Annotated in this window: 10 protein-coding genes; 5 read left to right on the top strand and 5 right to left on the bottom strand. The window is 49.0% G+C overall.

Annotation, left to right across the window (positions count from 1 at the left end; all coding sequences use genetic code 11):
- Positions 1-34 precede the first annotated feature (34 nt).
- The 4 genes from QUE74_RS09440 to QUE74_RS09425 all read right to left on the bottom strand — a co-directional run bounded on the left by QUE74_RS09440 (position 35) and on the right by QUE74_RS09425 (position 9,371).
- Positions 35-5,572 carry a pectate lyase-fold domain-containing protein gene (locus QUE74_RS09440; RefSeq protein ID WP_001355392.1) on the bottom strand — a complete coding sequence of 1,846 codons (5,538 nt, stop codon included), beginning with the start codon at positions 5,570-5,572 and terminating at the stop codon, positions 35-37.
- Positions 5,573-6,218: 646 nt separating this feature from the next.
- Entirely contained in the window at positions 6,219-6,545 is a 327-nt protein-coding gene (locus QUE74_RS09435; protein WP_001360607.1) for a YdbL family probable chaperone protein, read from the bottom strand.
- Between the two features lie 4 nt (positions 6,546-6,549).
- Positions 6,550-6,735, bottom strand: a complete 186-nt coding sequence (locus tag QUE74_RS09430) for a YnbE family lipoprotein (RefSeq protein WP_000698143.1) — start codon at positions 6,733-6,735, stop codon at positions 6,550-6,552.
- Positions 6,732-9,371, bottom strand: coding sequence for a YdbH family protein (locus tag QUE74_RS09425; protein WP_000900929.1), 2,640 nt, complete (start codon positions 9,369-9,371; stop codon positions 6,732-6,734). Before QUE74_RS09425 ends, QUE74_RS09430 begins: the two co-directional genes overlap by 4 nt.
- Positions 9,372-9,578: 207 nt before the next feature.
- Here QUE74_RS09425 and ldhA point away from each other — a divergent pair, with 207 nt between their 5' ends.
- Both ldhA and hslJ read left to right on the top strand, forming a co-directional pair.
- Positions 9,579-10,568: a D-lactate dehydrogenase gene (ldhA, locus tag QUE74_RS09420; RefSeq protein ID WP_000762229.1), complete on the top strand. Its 990-nt coding sequence runs from the start codon at positions 9,579-9,581 to the stop codon at positions 10,566-10,568.
- Between the two features lie 110 nt (positions 10,569-10,678).
- Complete coding sequence (gene hslJ / locus QUE74_RS09415) at positions 10,679-11,101, top strand: heat shock protein HslJ (protein WP_001309480.1); 423 nt, start codon at positions 10,679-10,681, stop codon at positions 11,099-11,101.
- Here hslJ and QUE74_RS09410 read toward each other — a convergent pair.
- Entirely contained in the window at positions 11,098-11,364 is a 267-nt protein-coding gene (locus QUE74_RS09410) for a putative hemolysin (protein ID WP_001295715.1), read from the bottom strand. The two genes, hslJ and QUE74_RS09410, sit on opposite strands and share 4 nt — an antisense overlap.
- 273 nt (positions 11,365-11,637) lie before the next feature.
- On the opposite strand from QUE74_RS09410, the gene nifJ reads away from it, so the two are divergent.
- The 3 genes from nifJ to uspF all read left to right on the top strand — a co-directional run bounded on the left by nifJ (position 11,638) and on the right by uspF (position 17,236).
- A complete protein-coding gene (gene nifJ, locus QUE74_RS09405; RefSeq protein ID WP_000628263.1) occupies positions 11,638-15,162 on the top strand; it encodes a pyruvate:ferredoxin (flavodoxin) oxidoreductase in 3,525 nt (1,174 codons plus the stop codon).
- A gap of 365 nt (positions 15,163-15,527) precedes the next feature.
- A complete protein-coding gene (ompN, locus tag QUE74_RS09400) occupies positions 15,528-16,661 on the top strand; it encodes a porin OmpN (RefSeq protein WP_000837907.1) in 1,134 nt (377 codons plus the stop codon).
- A gap of 140 nt (positions 16,662-16,801) precedes the next feature.
- Positions 16,802-17,236 (top strand): universal stress protein UspF, encoded by a 435-nt coding sequence (gene uspF, locus QUE74_RS09395; protein WP_001295593.1) that lies wholly within the window; start codon positions 16,802-16,804, stop codon positions 17,234-17,236.
- Positions 17,237-17,242: the final 6 nt, after the last annotated feature.

The raw sequence follows: 17,242 nt of genomic DNA, 5'->3' as shown, positions 1-17,242 counted from the left end.
TCAGCGTTGCGGTTTATGCATCACATACTAAAAATTAGAACGTTTTCTTGAAGTTCAGCATCACGCCTTTATCGCTGATACCATCCTCTTTCCAGTGGTAAGCATCCAGATTCAGCGAACTTTCTTTGCTGCTGTACTTCACGCCGACGCTTGCCAGACTGTTGATGCCGCCGCCCTTTTGCCCATCATCGACATTAAAGTGCTGGCTGCCTGCGCCTGCCAGGCTTGCCGTGCGCTGGCTCTTGCTGTAGCTGAGGTTCGGCCCACCTTCCAGCGTGGCGTTCACACTCCAGCCGTCTTTCCCTGCGTAGTCCAGCTTCAGCCCGACGATGCTGTCCACCGCCGTTTCGCTGCCGCTGTTCATGCTCAGGTTAAAGTCTCCGGCATTGCGCTCCTGATAGTCGCCTTCCAGCGTGTGACGCAGTTTCACACCCGCATATGGCGTGATTTTCAGCCCTTCGCGCGGTTCAAAGGTTTTCGCCCCTTCGCTGCGGAACTCCAGGTACTGTTGTTTCACATTCGTGTCTGCCGTCTTACTGATGTCGCCGTAAGCCACCGAACGGCTGCTGTCCAGTTGGTGGATATCGTAACGCAGCGCGTTATTCCAGCTCATACCGTTGTCAAAGGACATCTGATGCTTCAGGCCAAAGAACTGGCTGTAGCCGCCTGTAACACCATTATCACCCGCTTTCTGCGCACCGTCGCCGTCCAGACGGGCGATACCGTACTCCAGGCTCATGGTCTGGTTTTCGCTCAGGTCGAGGGTTTTACGCAGCGCCAGCATGTCGTACTCGGTATTGTTACCCAGCTCAGCACGCGGATCGCCTTTCGCCACCACGTTAAATGCCAGAGCGTTGCCCATCTTCGGTGCTGCGTCCGCCAACATGCTGAAGCGGTTACTCAACACGCGCGCCTCACGGAATACCGTGGTAGCCTGGCTCCCGCTGACTTGTTTTAGCGCGTTGTTCAGCTCTGCAGTGGTGCCGACGTTCAGACTGGTATACAGCTCGTTGTTGGTGTAACCCGCATCCAGCGCTTTTGCCACGTCATTCACTGAGGCATCCGTCGCCACATCGGTGTAGGCGTTTTTGCTCATGGTCACGTCAACGTTGCCGCTGGCGTCGGTACTGCCTGTCGCCTGCCAGACAACAGATGTCGAAGTGATCGCTTGCGCATCGGTCAGGTTGCTGCCTTGCACCACATCATCAAAGCTGACGGTTTTGTCCGCCGTTCCCGCCGCAAAAGCGGTGTTGATCTCCACGCCTTTCATACTGGCGTTATTGACCATCAGCTTACCGGCGCTACCGTCGGCGTTCGTCCCCACCACGTAACCATTGAGGTTGTTCATGCCATCGTTACGGCTAACGGAAGAAGAATGGCTGCCGTCGTATGGCGTAATGGTGGGTTCTTCCGGCGCGGTAAAGTCGACATAGTGTACTTCCGTACCGTCTCCCCCTTCGCCACTGCCCTCTATCGGCGTGCCAGATTGTTTAATCAATCCGGAACCATTCACGTTGTCGTCAATATAAACAGTGCCGTTGTTAACAATATGACCATTGCTCCCGAGCTTGCTGAAGGCGAAGGAGTTATTGGCGTAGATATTAATCGTACCGTTGTTTTCAACCACACCATCCGCTTTGGCGTCCGATGCTAATTGCATCCCAATCATGCCTGTTTGTGTCGTGCCTTCGCTGCCGACATTGATGGTGCCATTGTTAACCATTTTTGCGCTGCCGTGCGCATTCATGGCGATGGTATTATTTTTATCAATATTGATAGTGCCATCGTTAATTGCCCGGCTACCGGCGTTATTATTTGACGTCGTAACCTGGCCGTTAATCACACCTGTCGTACCGTTATACAATGTATGCCCATTACCGCCGGTAGCGATATCAGCATCCCCATTCACTGTACCCCAGTTGTTGAAATGCCCAGCCCAAAGTCCGTTATCAAGAAGATCGACAACACCACCGTCCAGGTTATTGAAGGTCGCGTTTTTATCAACCGAACCACTATGAACCGTTCCTGCGTTATTGAATGTGGCTGCGGCAGAAAAATTCACTTTATTGACCGTTCCACCCGCTTCGTTATTCATCACGGCAGAAGCAGAGGCTCCCTTCCATGCTGTTACCGTCCCGGCGTTATAAAACGTACTGGCCCATTGTTCAACAGTGTTGATAGTGCCGGAGTTGTTGATAACAGAACCCGCAACGGTTGTACCTACTTGCCCGGTCACTACACCTTCGTTAGTAAACACGCCGCCATCCACAGAAACGGTTTTTGTCGTGCCCTGGTTGGTGTATTCCCCACCCGTTGCAATATCAACCTCGTTTATACTGCCCGTGGTTTCATTGACCAGATGACCAAAGTCAGCCACGGTGACAGCCCCTCCGGTTACGGTACCCGCGTTGGTTACCAGGGTTTCAGCGGTCGCTATCATATCAGTAGAACCACCGGATGAAGACAGGTTAAGCGTCTCCCCCTCGGCCGTAATGATATCGCCGTTTCTCCAGCTTAATGAAACGAACCCATCAGTCGGGTTATAGGCGTTACTGTCCTGGCATATACCAAAAGTACAGATGGTTCCGTAATTAACGATAGTCCCGCTGCCATCGTTATAGAATGCCTGCCCGTTTTCAGCATTGATATTGATGATGCCCGTCTGGTCATTAACTGCGGTACCGCCACTATAAACTGCCATACCAACGAGTTTATTCGCCCCCAGGCTGCCATCAAAGTTCTCATTCTTCTCGAGGTTGATGGTACCCTGATTAACCACCGTATTATCGGTACCGTATGCTGCCATCCCAGCACCTGCATTATAGATAGTGATAGTACCTGACTGCTGGTTAAGCGCGGTAGCATTTTGCCTTGCGCCACCATAACTGTCCGTTCCTACCGCCATGCCGACACCATAATTTTTTGCATTGCTGCTGCCGATATCGTTGCGTAAGGTGGTGGTATCGTTTTCATCTACCCAGATCGTATCCAGGGTAATCTGGCCTGCATTTGTTACAGTCGAATGATTAATCGCCAGCATACCGACATTACCCCGGCCATACATATCAATAACGCCATTCGCACCATTTAGCGCTGAACCATTATCCTGAGCAGTCATGCCCGTCATACTAACAACGCCACTATTAAAAACCGTGGGATCGCTCAATGACAAAGCATTGAACATATTCAAAACGCTATACTGTTCCATCACTTTAGCCGTAATGGTACCGTTATTCACCGCCGTCCCACCTTCGGAGCTAAAGAAGGCTTTATTACCGGATTCCGGCGATACATCAATTGCGGATGAGTAATCATATTGCTCAAGTAAAACATTACCGTTATTCGTTGCAACGGAACCCGTACCCGATATATTGGTAAACCCCATATTCCAGAGCTCAACAAACCCGTTATTGATAACTTGTGACCCTGAACTGACGCTAAGTATTTCTGATGGGTTATTGCCATAATGCGCGTAAACGTCAATATCCTTCATACTGAAGGTCGCATCCTCCGTGATTTCAAGAAAAGCATTATTGCTTACCTGAATAATATTTGCATAGCCCAGCGGAAATTGACCGCTGACTGAGGAGTCTCCTCCCAGATAAACCGACGAATGACCATCAACCTTAATGAGCGGAATATCACCATAGCCCGTACGACTTGCGGCTGGGACTGAACCATCCGTCATAGCCGATGCTTCACCGAAAAGTTGAATACCACCCCGTAAGGTAACGCTATTTTCATCCCCTGAAATCACCAACCCACTGATGTTTTCCTGGCTACCATTGACAGTACTATAGGTGTGATGCGCAAGTTCGCTATCAACCTTCAATGTTAACTGACCATCCAGCGTCAGGTCATTATTGTTACCCGAAACACGAATACCTACGGAAGAATCGAAAAAGTGTTCTGCTGCATTATCAGTCGTCTGATCTTTATCCACCATAATATTACCGGTAATTTCAACTTCATTGCCATCACCGGCCACATTTACCCCTGTAGCAACACTGCCAGTCACATTAAGCTCATTCGTTGCCAGCGTCATGGTGTTATTATTTCCAGACACATCCAGACCGGTTGAATAATCCCCAACATCCATACGGCCAGCCAGAGAAATTTCGCCCCCATCTCCAACAACGCGAATCCCGGTACTGGCATTTCTGGCAGTGATATCCCCTACATTGATAAAGGTAGAATAATTACCCTCAATCAGAATCCCTGTCGCATTGGTCTCTGAACTGCCATTACTGACGGATATATCCCCCCTGTTAATGAACGTCGACGCATCACCACTGAGAGAAACACCCAGCGATTTTTCATCCACCACCGTTATATTGCCTTTGTTGCTGACGACTGCGCCATTGCCCTCAACATCAATACCCCGTGCAGCATTGCTAACGTATAAATCCCCTTCCTGTTTAACCGTCGCATTATTACCAACGATTTTGCTACCCGATGAATTTTGCCCATCAACCGTCATATGGCCTTTATTATCGGTCCTGACATCATTACCGATAATAAGGGCCCCTGTTCCACCATTATTGACGGTGGAGTCGCCAGTGTTATTTAAGATTGTACGATCGCCATTAACGATAACCGCCGTCCCAGCATCGACCACCGTCTGACCGTTATTATTAATGGTTATATTATCGCCGGTCAGGATACCGACCACCGAATCTTCACCGACAGCCTCTGTTTTACCCTCGTTTGTCAGCGTAATGTTGTCACCATTAATCATCATCACTGTACCGCCATTCAGGGCCGTGTTGCCGCCCTGGTCAGTGATAATTGCATCATTAACGGTAATTATTCTGCCCGTTGTTCCATCAGACACGACGCTGGCTAACTGTGTGACGTGGAGTTTACCTTCGTCATCATAGCGCCATTCCGTATCACCAGTGGTACTCACTCCACTAAAGATGGCGGTATGAGTCTCTTCATGGTTTTCCCACTCAGTCACAATGGTTTTTCGGCCATCTTTTGCCGTCAGCGTGTAGCTACCATCTTCATTTTGGGTATAAGTGAACGTCGCCCCGCGAATCTTCAAGGTTTGCGCGTCCTTGTCCCATGTCACATTGTTATCAAAGACAACGGGTTCTGTTCTCGGGGGGTCAACATCATCATCGCTATTGTCGGGTGGAGTAACATCACCGCCTTTATCTGGGGGGGTAACATCATCGGCGTTATCTGGCTTTACAGGTATATCTGAATCTTCATCACTGGGAAGGGGTGGCGGTAGAGGGCCATTATCATCTGGCGGTATGGGCTGGGAAAAAGAAGAGTGAGCAGAATGATCATTGTCATGAGACAATTCAATCACTGCGAGTGTTGTCAGTACCGCCGTGGCACCTAATGCCAGTAACGAGCTGAAACCATTATTTGTAACAACAGCACATTTTTCTGGCACTGTTTTCAACTTCGTTGACGGTCGGGCGTGCCCTTCTGACTGACATGTCATTTGAGAGCTTCTGCGCATACTGTCTGCACTCTCGCCTTCTGTTATTTCCGCCCCCCAGCTTTGGCCACTTAACGCTATAGCGATACACGCTGATAATAACGTTTTCTTTTGCATGAGAAATCCTTTTCAATGAATGACATTTCAAATAATAAAATATGAGTAACAGATAAGAAATAGCCACAGGCTGTGTCATGATTTAATGTCTGCTCTTGAAATTTTATTTAGCAATCCCAGAATATTCAACTTAATTAGTATTTCGAAACCTCAATGTAGACACATAAAAAACAAATTATTCGATTACTTAGGCTATTTGTTGCATTAATACACATCCTCTAACAATAATCAGACAAAAAGCAATGTCAGCGTCAAATTGGGTAGCTGATTCATATTACTGATCACTCCGTAAATTCATTCATCGTGAAAATATTAACATTTCAACCATGTTCCATTTAATCAACCCACTGAAAATCTGGAGGTTATCTACTGCGGTTTGTTGTTGACTGCCCCTGACAGGTTTACCTGGCGTTGACAGAAGATGAGGCTTGCAAAATGCTAAAAACAATGTGGTGTTACAAGCAATCCCATAAACCTCGTAACTTCACTTAAATGAGCGATGCCGTCCATATTTGGGTTGACTATAAAAACCCTTAATATTGAGGTTGATGATGATATTCATGATGGCGTTGGAAAAATAGGACACCCATAAAATATCTATACAGCCTTTAAATTAAATCATTGAAATATCGCTGTTGCATAGTGCTTATTTTTGCAACCATTTCCCGTTAATTCCCTGCACATATTCCCCCCGTTTGGCCCGAGCTACAAGCCTTTGTCCGGCAAGCTTCGCGATATCATCTACCGATACATTATTTTGCTTTGCCAGTTGTTGATAACTCACTTTACGTGCGTCATTAATCTCGGTTACTAATTTCTCTGTTTCAGCATCCGTTTTCAACGCAACCAAATAACCGTTAAATGTTTCACCTACCCGCCCCTGGATTCTGGCCTCGTCCAGTGTTAATGCCACTACATTGCTGCTTACCAGTCCAACAAGAAACGCACAAAGAAGTAATGTTTTCTTCATCATCGCCTCAGAAAAGATCGCTACGGGTTTTGAGTAAATCTTCGACATCTTTGTCTGCCTTAATGATGATCTCATGCTCAATTTTAACGTTCATATTGATAGTGATCGGTTCCTTAGGTGCAGCGACTTCAATGCGAGGCGTACAGCCAACCAGCATAAAAGATGACGTCAACGCAGCCAGTAAAATTTTCATTGTTTTTCCTCACACCTTTTTCCTTGCGGACAGCCATTTTCCGGCAGACGCGCGTTCTGCTCCAACCATGCCTGGAGATTATCGCCAAAGCGTAAACTGCGCCACAGCGTAAAAATATTCTCTTCATGATGGTAATTAAGATTTACCGTACCACTTTTACCGTCGACGCGACTGGTACCTGTAATATTGGCCTGCATGGTTAACACACCGAGATTATCTAAATTAATTTTTGTCGATGAACGGCTAATTTCCATATAGCGCAACCAGTTAATCGCAGAACCCGCGGTCATATTGTCTTTCACCACCGCATCTGCGGTGTCTTTATCCAGCCGCAAGGTCATTGGTCCGCTATTTGCCAGCCAGCCGTCTTTAACTATCCATTTTTCATTGTTCAGCCATAAAGGCAATGCCCCACTAAATGCCCCGGACATGGCGAATTGTTTCGGATTGACGGCGCTAACCAGTTCGCTGGATGAGAGATTATTCAGCCGCAACAGCGCCGGGTCATGTTGCGGCATGCGTAATTGTTTCATCAGCACGTTACCGCCTAACACATCGACGCTAACATCGGTCAACAACAATGGTTCGTCTTCACTCCACGGATAACGCCCTTGCAAGTCAGCCGTAATATTTTTCGCTGTCACCAGATTAATCACTTCGGCAATTCGCAACGTAACGGGGCCGCGAGTCCCCAGATGCCAGGCTCCATCGGAAAAGCGAAATGGCAAAACAAAATCGACACCGTTAACCTGATTATCTGGCATCCAGGCACTACCGCCTTTCAACACACCGTGCCCTCCCGCGCGGAATCCTTGTTCAGGCGCAGCAGAAAATGCGACCTGGGCATATAGTTCGCCATCGCGTAAGTTCATCTTCCAGTCGGGTGGCACCAGCGGCTGGAATACGGTCAGTGATTGTTTAGGCCACCAGGCGTTACCGCGCAGACGAATACCGTCCCAGCGACCATTTACCCGAACCGGGCCAATCTCACCAGCATGTAAATCGCCTTTAAAGAGGAAATACGTCGGATCGCGTCCATCGACACTAAATTTTAAGGTTGATGGCGGTAACACACTGCCACCAGTGAACAGTGTTTGCCCGGCGTCCAGTGACAGCGCGCCGCTGAACGAAGGATTCTGCACATCACGTACCCAGACAACGGGCTTGTCGAGAATCAATCGCGGCTTTTCTACCGTCATTGTCCCGTATTGCAATTTGTCAAAGCCGGTGGAGAGATCGGTCAGCGTAATCGTGCTGTCACGCCACTCACCTTTTCCTGCGACATCCCAACTGGCGTGCATTGGGGTAAAACTGCCCTTGCCCCAGTAGCGCCACTGCCAGCGGCCAGCGTCAGGGAGAAAATCATTCGCCAGTCCATCCATATGCAGCACGAAATCGCCCAGTTCATTTTCATGCGCCTGCAAAATGGCCTGCAAACGTCCGTCAACACCACGTTGGGTGACTTTTACACCCGCTAAAGGCCAGCGGATTTCATCGATGTCCAGCGAATCGATGACTCTTCCCTTCGAACGTAATAACGCGCCTGGCTCAAAGGCCAGCATTGGGTCAGTCAGACTTCCGCTTAGCTGCGCAGGTAAACGGGCATATAAAATGAGGTCCGCCTGTTTCGCTTCACCGGTCAGTTGCAAAGGCAGCTGGCTGTTATCCATACTTAATTTTCCTGGGCCAAAATTAAGCACCGCGTTGCCCTTACCCGCTTGCCCCTGGGTCAGCACACTCAGTCGTCCGCTGACCAGAGCATTCTCAAGCCCTGCCTGCCAGTTGTCGACTTTGACACCCAGTCGTCCACTCAAAGGAAAACCTGCATACGGCCAGCTCCAGCGACCATCGCTTACGGTCAATTGTTGGCGAGTAATTTGCCACGGCAGATCGAGCAACGGATCGCCGTTATCCCGTGCCAGCACAATCAATTGCCCGCTATTTTCCTGCCAGTCCAGCTCGGCATCCACCAGTGAAGGCTCCTGCGGCAAGTTTAACGTCGCAGTAGCATGACCACTTACAGGAAGTCCATCCGGCACTAGCGGCATAGTAAATTCCCCCACCAGTTTAACTGGCGGCTGATTTTCAAACGCGACGACATCCAGTTCGCTGACTGTAAGTTGTTGCCCTTTCAGCTGGCCTTGAAATTTAACTTTTTCGCCCTGATAACGCAGTTGCTGGATATCGGAGTTTAATGCGAGAGAGAGTTTTCCCTGCCATTCCTGCCAGGGAGAAAAAATCAGTTTATCGATATTGATCCAGGTGTTAGGCAACATGGCCTGCCACTGCGCGAGGGTTTTTGGAGCGGCTGGCGATTGCTCCGTCTGCGGCAATTTCGCCAGACAAGCAGAATCAAGTTCTACCGTGCCGACGTTCAATAACCAGCGGCTGGGATGAGAAAGGCTGGCGTTTGTGATATGTGCAAGCTGACAATCGCCCACCAGATAACGGAGATCGGGAATGATTAAACCTTTACGCGTAATGCGTGGGCTTTCATCTAAAGCAATACGTGTCCCGAGCGGTAGCCAGATGCCCGCCAGCGTGGGAACCCACAAGCCGAGCGTCATCAGCAGCGTCAACGGCACAAGAATAATCAGTAATAACAGCGCGAGAACGGCTTTATATTTACCCAGCATGGGTAGTTAATATCCTGATTTAGCGAAAAATTAAGCATTCAATACGGGTATTGTGGCATGTTTAACCGTTCAGTTGAAGGTTGCGCCTACACTAAGCATAGTTGTTGATGAATTTTTCAATATCGCCATAGCTTTCAATTATATTTTATATTTTGTAAAATATTTTTAGTAGCTTAAATGTGATTCAACATCACTGGAGAAAGTCTTATGAAACTCGCCGTATATAGCACAAAACAGTACGACAAGAAGTACCTGCAACAGGTGAACGAGTCCTTTGGCTTTGAGCTGGAATTTTTTGACTTTCTGCTGACGGAAAAAACCGCTAAAACCGCCAATGGCTGCGAAGCGGTATGTATTTTCGTAAACGATGACGGCAGCCGCCCAGTGCTGGAAGAGCTGAAAAAACACGGTGTTAAATATATCGCCCTGCGCTGTGCAGGCTTCAATAACGTCGACCTTGACGCAGCAAAAGAACTGGGGCTGAAAGTAGTCCGTGTTCCAGCCTATGATCCAGAAGCCGTTGCTGAACACGCCATCGGTATGATGATGACGCTGAACCGCCGTATCCACCGCGCGTATCAGCGTACGCGTGACGCCAACTTCTCTCTGGAAGGTCTGACCGGCTTTACCATGTATGGCAAAACGGCAGGCGTTATCGGTACTGGTAAAATCGGTGTGGCGATGCTGCGCATTCTCAAAGGTTTTGGTATGCGTCTGCTGGCGTTCGATCCGTACCCAAGTGCGGCGGCGCTGGAGCTCGGCGTGGAGTATGTCGATCTGCCAACCCTGTTCTCTGAATCAGACGTTATCTCTCTGCACTGCCCGCTGACACCGGAAAACTACCATCTGTTGAACGAAGCCGCCTTCGATCAGATGAAAAATGGCGTGATGATCGTCAATACCAGTCGCGGTGCATTGATTGATTCTCAGGCGGCAATTGAAGCGCTGAAAAATCAGAAAATTGGTTCGTTGGGTATGGACGTGTATGAAAACGAACGCGATCTGTTCTTTGAAGATAAATCCAACGACGTAATTCAGGATGACGTATTCCGTCGCCTGTCTGCCTGCCACAACGTGCTGTTTACCGGGCATCAGGCATTCCTGACAGCAGAAGCGCTGACCAGTATTTCCCAAACTACCCTGCAAAACTTAAGCAATCTGGAAAAAGGCGAAACCTGCCCGAACGAACTGGTTTAATTTTGCCGCTCCCCTGTACGCCAGGGGAGCTTATTCAGATAATCCCCAAAGATATTTCATCCTCTATTCTTAAAATATTCCTCAGTCAGAAACCGTAATTGAGAACCACAATGAAGAAAGTAGCCGCGCTTGTTGCGCTAAGCCTGCTGATGGCGGGATGTGTAAGTAATGACAAAATTGCTGTAACCCCAGAACAGCTACAGCATCATCGCTTTGTGCTGGAAAGCGTAAACGGTAAGCCCGTGACCAGCGATAAAAACCCGCCAGAAATCAGCTTTGGTGAAAAGATGATGATTTCCGGCAGCATGTGTAACCGCTTTAGCGGTGAAGGCAAACTGTCTAATGGTGAACTGACAGCCAAAGGGCTGGCAATGACCCGTATGATGTGCGCTAACCCGCAGCTTAATGAACTCGATAACACCATTAGCGAAATGCTGAAAGAAGGTGCACAAGTGGATCTGACCGCGAACCAGTTAACGCTGGCGACCGCGAAACAGACATTAACTTATAAGCTGGCGGATTTAATGAATTAATAGCTGCCACAGCTCCCGGCGGCAAGTGACTGTTCGCTACAGCGTTTGCCGTTGGGTAATGCACACATCCCAATCGCCGTACCATCCAGTTGACGGGCAACAGAAAGCGAACCGCCGATCATTGCACAATTTGCTTCTCCACTACTGGACATCGACGCTTTTAAACCTGGCGCTACGTGCGCCGCAGTCGCCTGCTGAACAGGTTCACTACTACACGCCGACAATAATAAAGCGGCACACCCTACCCAAAACGCTGCTCGCATCTTTTCTTCCTCTGATCTTCAAGCCAAACGACACCGCCATAAATAATAGGCAGCACAGAGGGCGGCGTCGAGAGCTGTCCTGCGCGTTGCCCCGCATTTTTACTTTTTTATGGCTATTTTTTTGCCCTCTGTTTGATCAAAACATTCATTACGCTGATGTAGGGGACACAAAAGAGAAAATGCAGAAGAAAGCCATTTGCTAAAATTGAAAGATAACTACTGGGCGCGCAGCAATTTCGTGCGCCCCTCATTTGCGCAATGTAAGGGTGTCATATGATTACTATTGACGGTAATGGCGCGGTTGCTTCGGTGGCGTATCGCACCAGTGAAGTTATCGCCATCTACCCTATTACCCCCAGTTCCACGATGGCAGAACAGGCTGATGCATGGGCCGGAAACGGCTTGAAAAACGTTTGGGGAGACACACCACGCGTGGTTGAAATGCAGTCGGAAGCGGGTGCTATCGCTACCGTGCATGGTGCTTTGCAAACTGGCGCCCTCTCAACATCGTTTACGTCATCGCAGGGTTTGCTGCTGATGATCCCAACGCTGTACAAACTGGCAGGCGAACTGACGCCGTTTGTCCTGCATGTTGCGGCTCGTACCGTTGCCACACATGCACTCTCTATTTTTGGCGATCATTCCGACGTCATGGCAGTGCGCCAGACGGGTTGCGCGATGTTGTGTGCAGCAAACGTCCAGGAGGCGCAAGACTTTGCTCTCATTTCGCACATTGCGACGCTGAAAAGTCGCGTGCCATTTATTCATTTCTTTGATGGTTTCCGCACCTCCCACGAGATCAATAAAATTGTCCCGCTGGCCGATGACACTATTCTTGAACTGATGCCGCAGGCAGAAATTGATGCTCATCGCGCCCGTGCACTAAACCCGGAACATCCGGTGATCCGCGGTACGTCCGCCAATCCTGACACTTATTTCCAGTCTCGCGAAGCCACCAACCCATGGTACAACGCAGTCTATGACCATGTTGAACAGGCAATGAATGATTTCGCTGCCGCGACAGGTCGCCATTATCAGCCGTTTGAGTATTACGGGCATCCACAAGCGGAACGGGTGATTATCCTGATGGGCTCTGCCATCGGCACCTGTGAAGAAGTGGTTGATGAATTGCTGACCCGAGGCGAAAAAGTGGGCGTGCTAAAAGTTCGCCTGTACCGCCCCTTCTCCGCCAAACACTTACTGCAAGCATTGCCGGACTCTGTTCGGACAGTGGCGGTGCTGGATCGCACCAAGGAGCCAGGTGCGCAAGCGGAACCCCTGTACCTGGATGTAATGACCACACTGGCTGAAGCCTTTAATAATGGCGAGCGCGAAACCCTGCCCCGTGTCATCGGCGGGCGCTATGGTCTTTCATCCAAAGAATTTGGCCCGGACTGTGTACTGGCGGTATTTGCCGAGCTCAACGCGGCTAAACCGAAAGCGCGCTTTACGGTTGGTATTTACGATGATGTGACCAATCTGTCACTTCCGTTGCCGGAAAACACCCTGCCAAACTCGGCGAAACTGGAAGCCTTGTTTTATGGTCTTGGTAGTGATGGCAGCGTTTCCGCGACCAAAAACAATATCAAAATTATCGGTAATTCCACGCCGTGGTACGCACAGGGCTATTTTGTTTACGACTCCAAAAAGGCAGGCGGCCTGACGGTTTCTCACCTTCGCGTGAGCGAGCAGCCGATTCGTTCCGCTTATCTCATTTCCCAGGCTGATTTTGTTGGCTGTCACCAGTTGCAGTTTATCGACAAATATCAGATGGCTGAACGTTTAAAACCTGGCGGCATTTTCCTGCTCAACACGCCGTACAGCGCAGATGAAGTATGGTCGCGCTTGCCGCAGGAAGTTCAGGCCGTGTTAAACCAGAAAAAAGCGCGCTTCTATGTGATTAACGCGGCGAAAATCGCCCGTGAATGTGGCCTGGCGGCCCGTATTAATACCGTCATGCAGATGGCTTTTTTCCATCTGACGCAAATTCTGCCTGGCGACAGCGCCCTGGCCGAATTGCAGGGCGCGATTGCCAAAAGCTACAGCAGCAAAGGCCAGGATCTGGTGGAACGCAACTGGCAGGCTCTGGCACTGGCGCGTGAATCGGTAGAAGAAGTTCCGCTGCAGCCGGTTAATCCGCACAGCGCCAATCGACCGCCTGTGGTTTCCGATGCTGCTCCTGATTTCGTGAAAACCGTTACCGCTGCGATGCTCGCCGGACTTGGCGATGCTCTCCCCGTTTCGGCGCTGCCGCCAGACGGCACCTGGCCGATGGGTACCACCCGCTGGGAAAAACGCAATATTGCCGAAGAGATCCCCATCTGGAAAGAGGAACTCTGTACCCAATGTAACCACTGCGTTGCCGCTTGCCCACACTCAGCTATTCGCGCCAAAGTAGTGCCGCCTGAAGCAATGGAAAATGCCCCTGCCAGCCTGCATTCGCTGGATGTGAAATCGCGTGATATGCGCGGGCAGAAATATGTCTTGCAGGTGGCACCGGAAGATTGCACCGGTTGTAACCTGTGCGTCGAAGTTTGCCCGGCGAAAGACCGTCAGGATCCAGAGATTAAAGCCATCAATATGATGTCGCGCCTGGAACATGTGGAAGAAGAGAAAATCAATTACGACTTCTTCCTGAATTTACCAGAAATCGATCGCAGCAAACTGGAACGTATTGATATTCGTACATCGCAACTGATTACACCGCTGTTTGAATATTCAGGTGCTTGCTCTGGTTGTGGCGAGACGCCGTATATTAAATTGCTGACTCAGCTCTATGGCGATCGGATGTTGATCGCTAACGCTACGGGTTGTTCTTCAATTTATGGCGGTAACCTGCCCTCTACACCGTATACTACCGATGCCAACGGTCGTGGACCGGCATGGGCGAACTCGCTGTTTGAAGATAACGCCGAATTTGGCCTTGGTTTCCGCCTGACGGTCGATCAACACCGTGTCCGCGTGCTGCGTCTGCTGGATCAATTTGCCGATAAAATCCCGGCGGAATTACTAACTGCGTTGAAATCAGACGCCAAGCCAGAGGTTCGTCGTGAACAGGTTGCAGCTTTACGCCAGCAACTCAACGATGTTGCCGAAGCACATGAACTGCTACGTGATGCAGATGCACTGGTGGAAAAATCAATCTGGCTGATTGGTGGCGATGGCTGGGCTTACGATATCGGCTTTGGCGGTCTGGATCATGTATTGAGTTTGACGGAAAACGTCAACATTCTGGTGCTGGATACGCAATGCTATTCCAACACCGGTGGTCAGGCGTCGAAAGCGACACCGCTGGGTGCAGTAACTAAATTTGGCGAGCACGGCAAACGTAAAGCGCGTAAAGATCTTGGCGTCAGTATGATGATGTACGGTCATGTTTATGTGGCGCAAATTTCTCTCGGCGCGCAGCTCAACCAGACAGTGAAAGCGATTCAGGAAGCAGAAGCGTATCCGGGACCATCGCTGATCATCGCTTATAGCCCGTGTGAAGAGCATGGTTACGATCTGGCACTCAGTCACGACCAGATGCGCCAACTCACTGCCACCGGCTTCTGGCCGCTATATCGCTTCGATCCACGTCGAGCCGATGAAGGCAAACTGCCGCTGGCGCTGGATTCACGCCCGCCGTCAGAAGCACTGGAAGAAACGTTACTTCACGAGCAGCGTTTCCGTCGTCTGAATTCGCAGCAGCCAGAAGTGGCAGAACAGTTATGGAAAGATGCCGCAGCTGATTTGCAAAAACGCTATGACTTCCTGGCACAAATGGCCGGAAAAGCGGAAAAAAGCAACACCGATTAAATGCTCTGGATAAGGATTATCCAATTCTAAAAAAAAGCCCGAACGACTGTTCGGGCTTGTCTTCTTATATGTTGGAAAATCAGTGGCAATGCAATGGCCCAACAGAAAATAAAATCTGTGACAATAAAGGCATATAACCCGCGCAGAATAACGTATAGCAAATTAAAAGTATAATTTTTATTTTGTATGTATTATCTTCGATACATTCACCAGACTTATTATCATTTCAGAGGAATTATTTGATTAAGGTTTTACTTAAGGCGTAACAAATGATATTTATCGGCTAACTGAACTTCTCCTTTAGGATGTTTTCATTCCCCGAAATGGGGATAAAAGGCAAATAAAATAACTAAAGGATTTATTCAATGAAAAGCAAAGTACTGGCACTTTTAATTCCTGCCCTGCTCGCCGCAGGTGCTGCACATGCAGCCGAAGTTTATAATAAAGACGGCAATAAATTAGATCTGTATGGCAAAGTTGATGGCCTGCATTATTTTTCTGATAATTCAGCGAAAGATGGCGACCAGAGCTATGCGCGTCTGGGTTTTAAAGGCGAAACCCAAATTAACGATCAACTTACTGGCTACGGTCAATGGGAATACAATATTCAGGCAAACAACACTGAATCTTCAAAAAACCAGTCATGGACCCGTCTGGCATTTGCCGGACTGAAATTTGCAGATTACGGTTCTTTCGATTACGGACGTAATTATGGCGTACTGTACGACATCGAAGGCTGGACCGATATGCTGCCTGAATTTGGCGGTGACTCTTATACCAATGCAGACAACTTTATGACTGGTCGTGCCAATGGCGTCGCGACTTATCGTAACACTGATTTCTTCGGTCTGGTAAATGGTCTGAACTTCGCGGTGCAGTATCAAGGTAACAACGAAGGAGCCAGTAATGGTCAGGAAGGCACCAACAACGGACGTGATGTTCGCCATGAAAACGGTGACGGCTGGGGTCTTTCCACAACATATGATTTAGGTATGGGCTTTAGCGCTGGTGCGGCATACACCTCTTCTGACCGCACCAATGACCAGGTTAACCATACTGCGGCTGGTGGTGATAAAGCAGACGCGTGGACTGCTGGGCTAAAATACGATGCTAATAATATTTACCTGGCAACCATGTATTCAGAAACGCGTAATATGACCCCGTTTGGCGACAGCGATTATGCTGTTGCAAACAAAACCCAGAACTTTGAAGTCACTGCACAGTACCAGTTTGATTTTGGTCTGCGTCCGGCAGTCTCTTTCCTGATGTCTAAAGGCCGTGACCTGCACGCTGCCGGTGGTGCAGACAACCCGGCAGGTGTTGATGATAAAGATCTGGTAAAATACGCCGATGTTGGCGCGACTTACTATTTCAATAAAAATATGTCCACCTACGTTGACTATAAAATCAACCTGTTGGATGAAGATGACAGCTTCTACGCTGCCAACGGCATCTCTACCGATGATATTGTCGCTTTAGGTCTGGTTTATCAGTTCTAAATCCTCCTGCCCGCTGTTATGGCGGGCTTTTTCTGCTTATTCTTCCTCCTTTGATCTAAATTAAAAATGTGAACTCCGTCATTACACAAAAAGTGTCATCTGGCGTTACACTTTATGCGGATACTAAAACAGGAGGTTTTATGAACAGAACGATTCTTGTCCCTATCGATATTTCCGATTCAGAATTAACTCAACGCGTGATTAGCCACGTTGAGGCAGAGGCAAAGATTGATGATGCAGAGGTTCATTTCCTGACGGTAATACCTTCACTGCCCTACTATGCCTCTCTGGGTTTAGCGTATTCCGCAGAATTACCGGCAATGGATGACCTGAAAGCGGAAGCCAAATCGCAACTGGAAGAGATCATTAAAAAATTTAAACTGCCAACCGACAGAGTGCATGTCCATGTTGAGGAAGGCTCGCCCAAAGACCGCATTCTGGAATTGGCGAAGAAGATCCCCGCTCATATGATCATCATTGCTTCCCATCGACCGGATATCACCACTTATCTGCTCGGTTCTAACGCCGCAGCTGTAGTGCGTCACGCAGAGTGCTCCGTGCTGGTTGTGCGCTGACACTAA

Source organism: Escherichia sp. 10290 (assembly GCF_030295155.1).
Classification (GTDB): domain Bacteria; phylum Pseudomonadota; class Gammaproteobacteria; order Enterobacterales; family Enterobacteriaceae; genus Escherichia; species Escherichia coli_F.
Note: the sequence above shows the minus strand (reverse complement) of the source record. Positions and strands in the feature narration are given on the sequence as shown.